We start from the raw sequence: 459 nt of genomic DNA, 5'->3' as shown, positions 1-459 counted from the left end.
TGTCACCCTCACCCTTCCCACGCCTGCGGCGCGGGCCCAGTTTCGGGTGAACAGCGCCCCGCGCTGTTCAGGTCGTGCCGGGGGCACGACCGACCCGAAACTCCTCTCCCGATGGGAGAGGGAGATAAGGGAGAGGGAGATCGGAACAGAATCTCCAAACTGGGAACCATCGGCCATCCCGCCCATATAGGCACGATGGCAAAGCTCGGCGACTGGGTCGAACCGCACCCGCACGGCCTCTATGTGAAACCCGCCAATCTGTGGGTCGATCCGGCGCGCCCGTCGCCGGTGGCGCTGGTGACGCACGGCCATGCCGACCATGCGCGCGGCGGGCACGAGGCGGTATGGGCGACGCCCGAGACGCTGGCGATCATGGAAACGCGCTATGGTCCGCAAGCCGGGCATCCGATCGCTTATGGGCAAAGCCAAAGCTTCGGCGACGTCACCGCCACCTTCGTC

The 459-nt window shown here is 66.4% G+C and carries 1 pseudogene; it reads left to right on the top strand.

Annotation, left to right across the window (positions count from 1 at the left end):
• Positions 1-195: 195 nt before the first annotated feature.
• Positions 196-459, top strand: a pseudogene (locus AACY52_RS30970) (hypothetical protein); the annotation flags it as partial.

Source organism: Pseudomonas sp. EA_65y_Pfl1_P113, from assembly GCF_963970525.1.
GTDB lineage: Bacteria > Pseudomonadota > Gammaproteobacteria > Pseudomonadales > Pseudomonadaceae > Aquipseudomonas > Aquipseudomonas tritici.
This window is presented reverse-complemented; position numbering and strand designations above follow the sequence as displayed.